Below are 6,926 nucleotides of genomic sequence, written 5' to 3' on the forward strand. Positions count from 1 at the left end.
CCCCCGAACTCCTCGCCCAGGTGGAGGCCCTGCCCCCGGCGACCGACACCCCTGGCGTCGACGAGGCCCGCGCGGTCGCGCCGGAGGAGTCGTACGGCCTGAAGCGGCTGCTGCGCGGCTTCGGACGGCCGCTCCTGCTCAGCCTGGCCCTGGTCGCCGTCGACGCGGGCATGGGCCTGCTGCTGCCGGTGCTGATCCGGCACGGCATCGACGACGGGGTCTCCCAGGCCGCCCTCGGCGCGGTCTGGGCCGCGTCCCTGCTCGGGCTGCTCGCGGTCGGCGCCCAGTGGGCGGCGCAGATCGGCGAGATGCGGATGACCGGCCGCACCGGCGAACGCGTCCTCTACTCCCTGCGCCTGAAGATCTTCGCCCAGCTCCAGCGCCTCGGACTCGACTACTACGAGCGGGAGTTGACCGGCCGGATCATGACGCGGATGACGACGGACGTCGACGCGCTCTCGACCTTCCTGCAGACCGGACTGGTCACCGCGTTCGTCTCCGTCGTCACCTTCTTCGGCATCATGGGCGCCCTGCTCGTGATCGACGTGCAGCTCGCCCTCGTCGTCTTCGCCACGCTCCCGCCGCTGATCGTCGGCACGGTCTTCTTCCGCCGGGCGAGCGTGAAGGCGTACGAGCTGGCCCGTGAGCGGGTGTCCGTGGTCAACGCCGACCTCCAGGAGTCGGTGGCCGGGCTGCGGATCGTGCAGGCGTTCCGGGGCGAGCGCACGGGCGGCGAGCGCTTCGCGGCCGGCAGCGACAGCTACCGCCGGGCCCGCGTCCACGGCCAGTGGCTGATCTCGGTCTACTTCCCGTTCGTGCAGTTCCTGTCCTCGGCCGCGGCGGTCGCCGTCCTGGTCGTCGGCGCCCACCGCGTCGACGCGGGCACCCTGACCACCGGCGCCCTGGTCGCCTACCTCCTCTACATCGACCTCTTCTTCGCCCCCGTCCAGCAGCTCTCCCAGGTCTTCGACGGCTACCAGCAGGCGACCGTCTCCCTGGGCCGCATCCAGGAACTCCTCCGGGAGCCGACGTCGACGAAGGCGGCCCCCGAGCCCCTGGAGGTGCTCTCCCTGCGCGGCGAGATCGCCTTCGAGGACGTCGACTTCGCCTACGGGGGCACCGGCGAGGAAGAGGCGGCCCTGAGCGGGGTCGCCCTGCGCATCCCCGCCGGACAGACCGTCGCCTTCGTCGGCGAGACCGGCGCCGGCAAGTCCACCCTCGTCAAGCTGGTCGCCCGCTTCTACGACCCCACCGGCGGCCGGGTCACGGTCGACGGCACCGATCTGCGCGACCTCGACCTCACCTCGTACCGGCACCGGCTCGGCGTCGTCCCGCAGGAGGCGTACCTCTTCCAGGGCACGATCCGGGACGCCATCGCCTACGGCCGCCCCGAGGCCACCGACGCCGAGGTGGAGGCCGCCGCCCGTGCCGTCGGCGCCCACGACATGATCGCCACGCTCGACGGCGGCTACCTCCACGAGGTCGCCGAACGGGGCCGCAACCTCTCCGCCGGACAGCGCCAGCTGATCGCGCTGGCCCGCGCGGAGCTGGTGAACCCCGACGTCCTGCTCCTCGACGAGGCGACGGCGGCCCTGGACCTCGCCACCGAGGCCCAGGTCAACCACGCCACCGACCGCCTCGCCGGCCGCCGCACGACCCTGGTCGTGGCCCACCGCCTCACCACGGCCGCCCGCGCCGACCGCGTCGTGGTGATGGACCACGGCAGGGTCGCCGAGGACGGCACCCACGACGAACTGCTGGCCCGCGACGGCCGGTACGCCGCCCTCTGGCGCACCTTCGTGGGCGAGCCGGCACTGCGGACATAGGTGACCTTCGGCGCGTTACGCCCCGCGCGTGCAACCGTTCGACGGGGGTCGTGCGTCCGTACATCAGTACGGCCATGTGACGGGAGGGGCAGCGGGTGAGCAGGCGGGGCAGGCATCGGCCGACGGCGCTCGTACTGGCCGTACTGACGATCGCCGGTCTGCTGACCCTGGCGGGCCCGGTCACGAGCGCCGAGGCCGCCGCCGCGTCGTGCCCCGGGCGCAAGGTGCGGACACTGACCTTCGACACCGGCACCGTGAAGGTCTACCGCAAGGGCACCCGCTACGTCTGCGCCGTCCTCGTGCCCAGGAAGCAGGCCCACAAGGGCACCCTCCGCATCCGGGCCCGCGGCGGCCAGTGGGTCCGCAACAAGAAGCGCCCCGCCGGCCCCGTGACGGTCCACGTCGGCCGCCGCGCCGTGTGGATCAAGGCCCGCGCCGGCGGCGAGACCTTCGACTCGGGCTGGATACTGCGGTCGACTTGACCCGGCCGTCAACGTGACCCGGCCCTGAACCTTCCCCGCCGCACAGGGTTTTCCCTATCGCTCCCATCTGCGGCTGAAAGCAGTCCAGTTGGCCCCTTTCTTCCCTGGTGCCCCGGCGGTCGCTCCGATAGCTTCCGGCGCACAGCCGCCGCACAGGGGAGAGAACGCATGCGCAAAGCACTCGGATGGGTGCTGTCGTTCGTGGTGCTCATAGGCACGTTGAGCACGGCGGGGACGGCCCACGCCGCGGGGTCGGACGCCGGTGACATCAAGGACCGGCTGCTCGCCATACCGGGGGTGAGCCTGATCGAGGAGAAGCCGTACCCGGGTTACCGCTTCTTCGTCCTCAACTTCACCCAGCCGGTGGACCACAGGAACCCGAAGAAGGGCACGTTCCAGCAGCGGATCACCGTGCTGCACAAGGACACCGCCCGCCCGACGGTCTTCTACACCGGCGGTTACAACGTCTCCACCAACCCCGGCCGCCGTGAGCCCACGCAGATCGTGGACGGCAACCAGGTCTCCATGGAGTACCGCTTCTTCAGCCCGTCCCGGCCCGACCCGGCCGACTGGTCCAAGCTCGACATCTGGCAGGCGGCCAGCGACCAGCACCGGATCTACAAGACACTGAAGAAGATCTACGGCAAGAAGTGGATCTCCACCGGCGGCTCCAAGGGCGGTATGACGGCCACCTACTACGAGCGCTTCTACCCGAAGGACATGGACGGCGTCGTCGCGTACGTCGCCCCCAACGACGTCGTCAACAAGGAGGACTCGGCGTACGACCGGTTCTTCAAGAAGGTCGGCACCAAGGAGTGCCGCGACCGGCTGAACGCCGTGCAGCGCGAGGCCCTCGTCCGTCGTGAGCCGCTGGAGAAGAAGTACGCGGAGGTCGCCGCCGCCGAGGGCTTCACCTTCAAGACGGTCGGCAGCCTCGACAAGGCGTACGAGGCGGTCGTCCTCGACTACGTGTGGGGCTTCTGGCAGTACAGCACGCTCGCCGACTGCGACAGCGACGTCATCCCGAAGAACGCGAAGAAGGCCACGGACGACGAGATCTGGACGTCCATCGACACGATCTCCGGCTTCTCCTTCTACACCGACCAGGGCCTCACGCCGTACACGCCGTACTTCTACCAGGCCGGTACGCAGCTGGGCGCGCCCACGATCAAGTTCCCGCACATCGAGAAGAAGTACATCCGCTACGGCTACCAGCCGCCCCGGAACTTCGTCCCGCGCGACATCAAGATGAAGTTCCAGCCCTACGCGATGCGGGACGTCGACACCTGGGTCCGGAACAACGCCAAGCAGATGCTCTTCGTCTACGGGCAGAACGACCCGTGGGGCGCCGAGCCGTTCCACCTGGGCAAGAAGGCCCGTGACTCGTACGTGTTCACGGCCCCCGGCGCCAACCACGGTGCCAACGTCGCCGGTCTCGTCGAGGCGCAGAAGGACCTGGCCACGGCCCGGATCCTGAAGTGGGCGGGTGTCGCCCCGGCCGCCGTCCAGGCGGACCCGAGCAAGGCGAAGCCGCTGGCGAAGTTCGACTCCAAGCTCGACAAGCGTGACGTCGAGCGGGAGCCCGCGCTGAGGCCGTAAGCCGCCTGAGCAGCACAGCAGCACAGCGGCACAGCAGGACAGCAGCCCTGCAGCACTGCAGTCGAGCCCCGGGCCCGCCGAACAGCGGCCCGGGGCTCGGCGTCTGTCACACCGGCACAGCGCACCCCACCGGCCGGCTGCCGCCCAGCCGCACGTACAGATCGGTCGTGGCCGGGCACCCGGCCTCGGTGTCGACGGCCGTCGTGACCTCGTACTCCGGTGCGTGCTTGCCCCCGCCGTCGCAGGCGGTCTCGCGGACCTCGCCCCGGCCCGCGCCGTAGACGCAGTCGCCGACGATGGTGCGGGGACCGCCCCCGCCGCCGGGATCGCCGGGGTGCGGCGGCTGGAGCGCCCGCATACAGGCGTAGCCCTGCGGGACGGAGCCGTCGCCGTCCTCGTCGTAGCCGTTCCGCTCGTCGGTGGACTCGCTGATGTGGAGGACGAAGTCGGTGGTCGGCGGGCACAACGGCCCCTGCCCGACCCGGCCGTCGTGCCGGGCCACGACCCGGGCGGCGGCCCGCTCGCCGGCGCAGGGCACCTCGGTGAAGCTGGTCGTCCCGAACGAACTGCACTCGTCGACCCCGAGGAACACCGTCCCGTACCCGGTCGGCCGGGTCGGCGTGTCCGTCGTGGTCGCGGCCGCCCGCTCCCCGGGCCCCTCGCCGACCCCGCCCGACCAGGCCTGACACCCGGCGAGGGCCGCGGCAGCGAGGAGAACGGCAGACGCGAGCACCCCTGTGCACACCTGCCGAACGAGACACACACGTCGCATGGCCGCCCCTCGATGAACCCCCGTCCAGCGTGACCCCGTGTCGAGGGCCACGCCAGGCATACCGTGCTCTTTGCGTCACTTGGGGGTGGTGCGCGAGGAGCGCGGCGTAGGACCGGTACGTCAGCGGTTCTAGGCCAGGGTCCGCAGTCGCGGTTCGTGGTCAGGATCCGTACGTCAGGCCGTGCCCGATCGGGTAGAGGACCTTCGCCGGTTCGTCGGCCCGCCGCACCGGCACCGGCAGCTTCCCGCGCGGCGCCACCCGCCCGGCGAGCACCCGCGCCGCCGCCCGCACCTCGACGTCCGTCCAGGAGTACGCCGCCAAGTAGCCCTTCACGTCCGGCAGTTGAGCCACGTCGTACGGGTTGCGGATCGCGACGGCGACCACCGGCACCCCGGTGGCCAGCAACCGCGCGACCAGGGTCCGCTGGGTGCTGCCCGCCGTCACGTTGTACGTCCCCACGACCACCGCGTCCTTGCCCCGGGCCGCCGCAGCGGCCTGGTCGACGAGGGCCTGCGTGGGTGCCGTACCGGTCGACAGGCTGGTCGTCGTGAAGCCCAGGGAGGCGAGTTCGGCGGCGAGGACGGCCGTCGGCGGTCCCGTGGTGCCCGACGGCGAGGCCGGGTCGGCGCCCACCACCAGCACGTTCCGGTGCGTACGCCGGGACAGCGGCAGCAGCGAACCCTCGTTGACCAGCAGGGTGGTGGTCCGTTCGGCGATCCGGTCGGCGGTGTCGAGATGCCGCCGGATCCCCACGACCCGGTCGACGCCGGCGTCACTCACGTACGGCCGCTCGAACAGCCCGAGCTTCGCCTTGAGCCGCAGGATCCGCAGGATCGACTCGTCGAGCCGTGCCTCGGTCAGTTCGCCGGAGCGTACGGCGGCGAGGACCGCGTTCCACGCCACGTCGATCGAGGGCGGATTGAGGAGCTGGTCCGCGCCCGCCTTCAGCGCCAGCACCGGCACGTGGTCGTCCCCGTACTTCTCCCGCACGCCCTGCATGTCGAGCGAGTCGGTGACCACGACCCCGTCGTAGCCGAGCTGTTCGCGCAGGATGCCGGTGAGGATCGGACGGGAGAGCGTGGCCGGGTCCCCGGAGGGGTCCAGGGCGGGGACCATGATGTGCGCGGTCATGATCGAGTCGATGCCGGCGCGGATCGCGGCCCGGAACGGTGGGGCGTCCAGGGCCATCCACTGCTCCCGGGTGTGCTCGATGACCGGGAAGCCGTAGTGACTGTCGACGGACGTGTCCCCGTGGCCCGGGAAGTGCTTGGCGGTCGCGGCCACCCCCGCCCCCTGGTACCCCTTCACCTGCGCGGCGACCAGCCCCGCGACCGCGTCCGGGTCGGCGCCGAAGGAGCGTACGCCGATGACGGGGTTGGCCGGGTTGACGTTCACGTCGGCGACGGGGGCGTAGTCCTGCCGGATCCCGATCGCCCGCAGCTCGGCTCCACCGACGCGCCCGGCCTCGCGGGCGTCCTTAAGGGACCCGCCCGCACCGAGGGCCATCGCCCCCGGCAGCAGGGTGGCGGGCTTGCCGACCCGGGCCACGATGCCGTGTTCCTGGTCGGTGGAGACGAGGACGGGCAGGCCCCGGGGCAGGCCGAGGGAGGCCCGTTGGATGCCGTTGGAGAGGGCGGCGATCTGGTGCGGGTCGCGGGTGTTGTGCGCCCAGGAGAAGTAGATGATCCCGCCGACCCGGTACTTCTCCAGCAGCTCGGCGGCCGTGCGCACGCCCAGCTGCTGGAGGTTGGCGTCGATGTCGGCCTGGTCCGGCGCGGTCGCCGAGTGCCCGTAGACCCGCATCACGAAGAGCTGGCCGACCTTCTCCTCGAGGCTCATGCGCGCGACGAGGGCACGGAGCCTCTTGTCGGGGGGACGGGTGCCGGCCTGTGCGTCGGTGCCGAGGGCCAGGGCCGAGGTGACGCCTGCGGTGGCGGCGAGAACGGTACGTCTGGAGGGCACGTGCGTCGCTCCTTCCGGAGGACTGAAGGAAACTTCCAGGATGTCACGATTATCCGGGAAGTTTCTTCCGGTCAAGGGCAACGCGACGGGTGCTGACGGGTGCTGACGGGCACTGAGGGGCACTGAGGGGCCGTCACCGGCGCTGTGGAGGGGGGCGCGCCGGTGACGGCGTGCGGCCGGCCGCAGGCGGCGGAGAGGGTAGGTCAGCGTTCGCAGCCAGCAGCGAGGCCGACACCGCACTGCGGAGACTCATCCGGCGGCATGGGGGTTGGACGGGGTGGGGT

5 protein-coding genes are annotated in these 6,926 nt (G+C 71.4%); 3 read left to right on the forward strand and 2 right to left on the reverse strand.

Annotation, left to right across the window (positions count from 1 at the left end; genetic code table 11):
- The 3 genes from P1P70_RS37245 to P1P70_RS37255 form a co-directional block, all read left to right on the forward strand.
- Nucleotides 1-1,826, forward strand: a 1,826-nt coding sequence (locus tag P1P70_RS37245) for an ABC transporter ATP-binding protein (RefSeq protein WP_319245654.1), incomplete at its 5' end; no start/stop codon positions are given.
- Nucleotides 1,827-1,921: 95 nt separating this feature from the next.
- Nucleotides 1,922-2,308: a hypothetical protein gene (locus P1P70_RS37250; RefSeq protein ID WP_319245656.1), complete on the forward strand. Its 387-nt coding sequence runs from the start codon at nt 1,922-1,924 to the stop codon at nt 2,306-2,308.
- 168 nt (nt 2,309-2,476) lie between these two features.
- Entirely contained in the window at nt 2,477-3,907 is a 1,431-nt protein-coding gene (locus tag P1P70_RS37255) for a S28 family serine protease (RefSeq protein WP_319245658.1), read from the forward strand.
- 106 nt (nt 3,908-4,013) lie between these two features.
- Here P1P70_RS37255 and P1P70_RS37260 read toward each other — a convergent pair whose 3' ends face one another.
- Entirely contained in the window at nt 4,014-4,679 is a 666-nt protein-coding gene (locus tag P1P70_RS37260; RefSeq protein ID WP_319245659.1) for a hypothetical protein, read from the reverse strand.
- Between the two features lie 160 nt (nt 4,680-4,839).
- Entirely contained in the window at nt 4,840-6,642 is a 1,803-nt protein-coding gene (locus P1P70_RS37265) for a glycoside hydrolase family 3 protein (RefSeq protein ID WP_319245660.1), read from the reverse strand.
- Nucleotides 6,643-6,926: the final 284 nt, after the last annotated feature.

Origin of the sequence: Streptomyces sp. MB09-02B, from assembly GCF_033794485.1 — a bacterium.
In the GTDB taxonomy this organism is placed as follows: Bacteria; Actinomycetota; Actinomycetes; order Streptomycetales; family Streptomycetaceae; genus Streptomyces.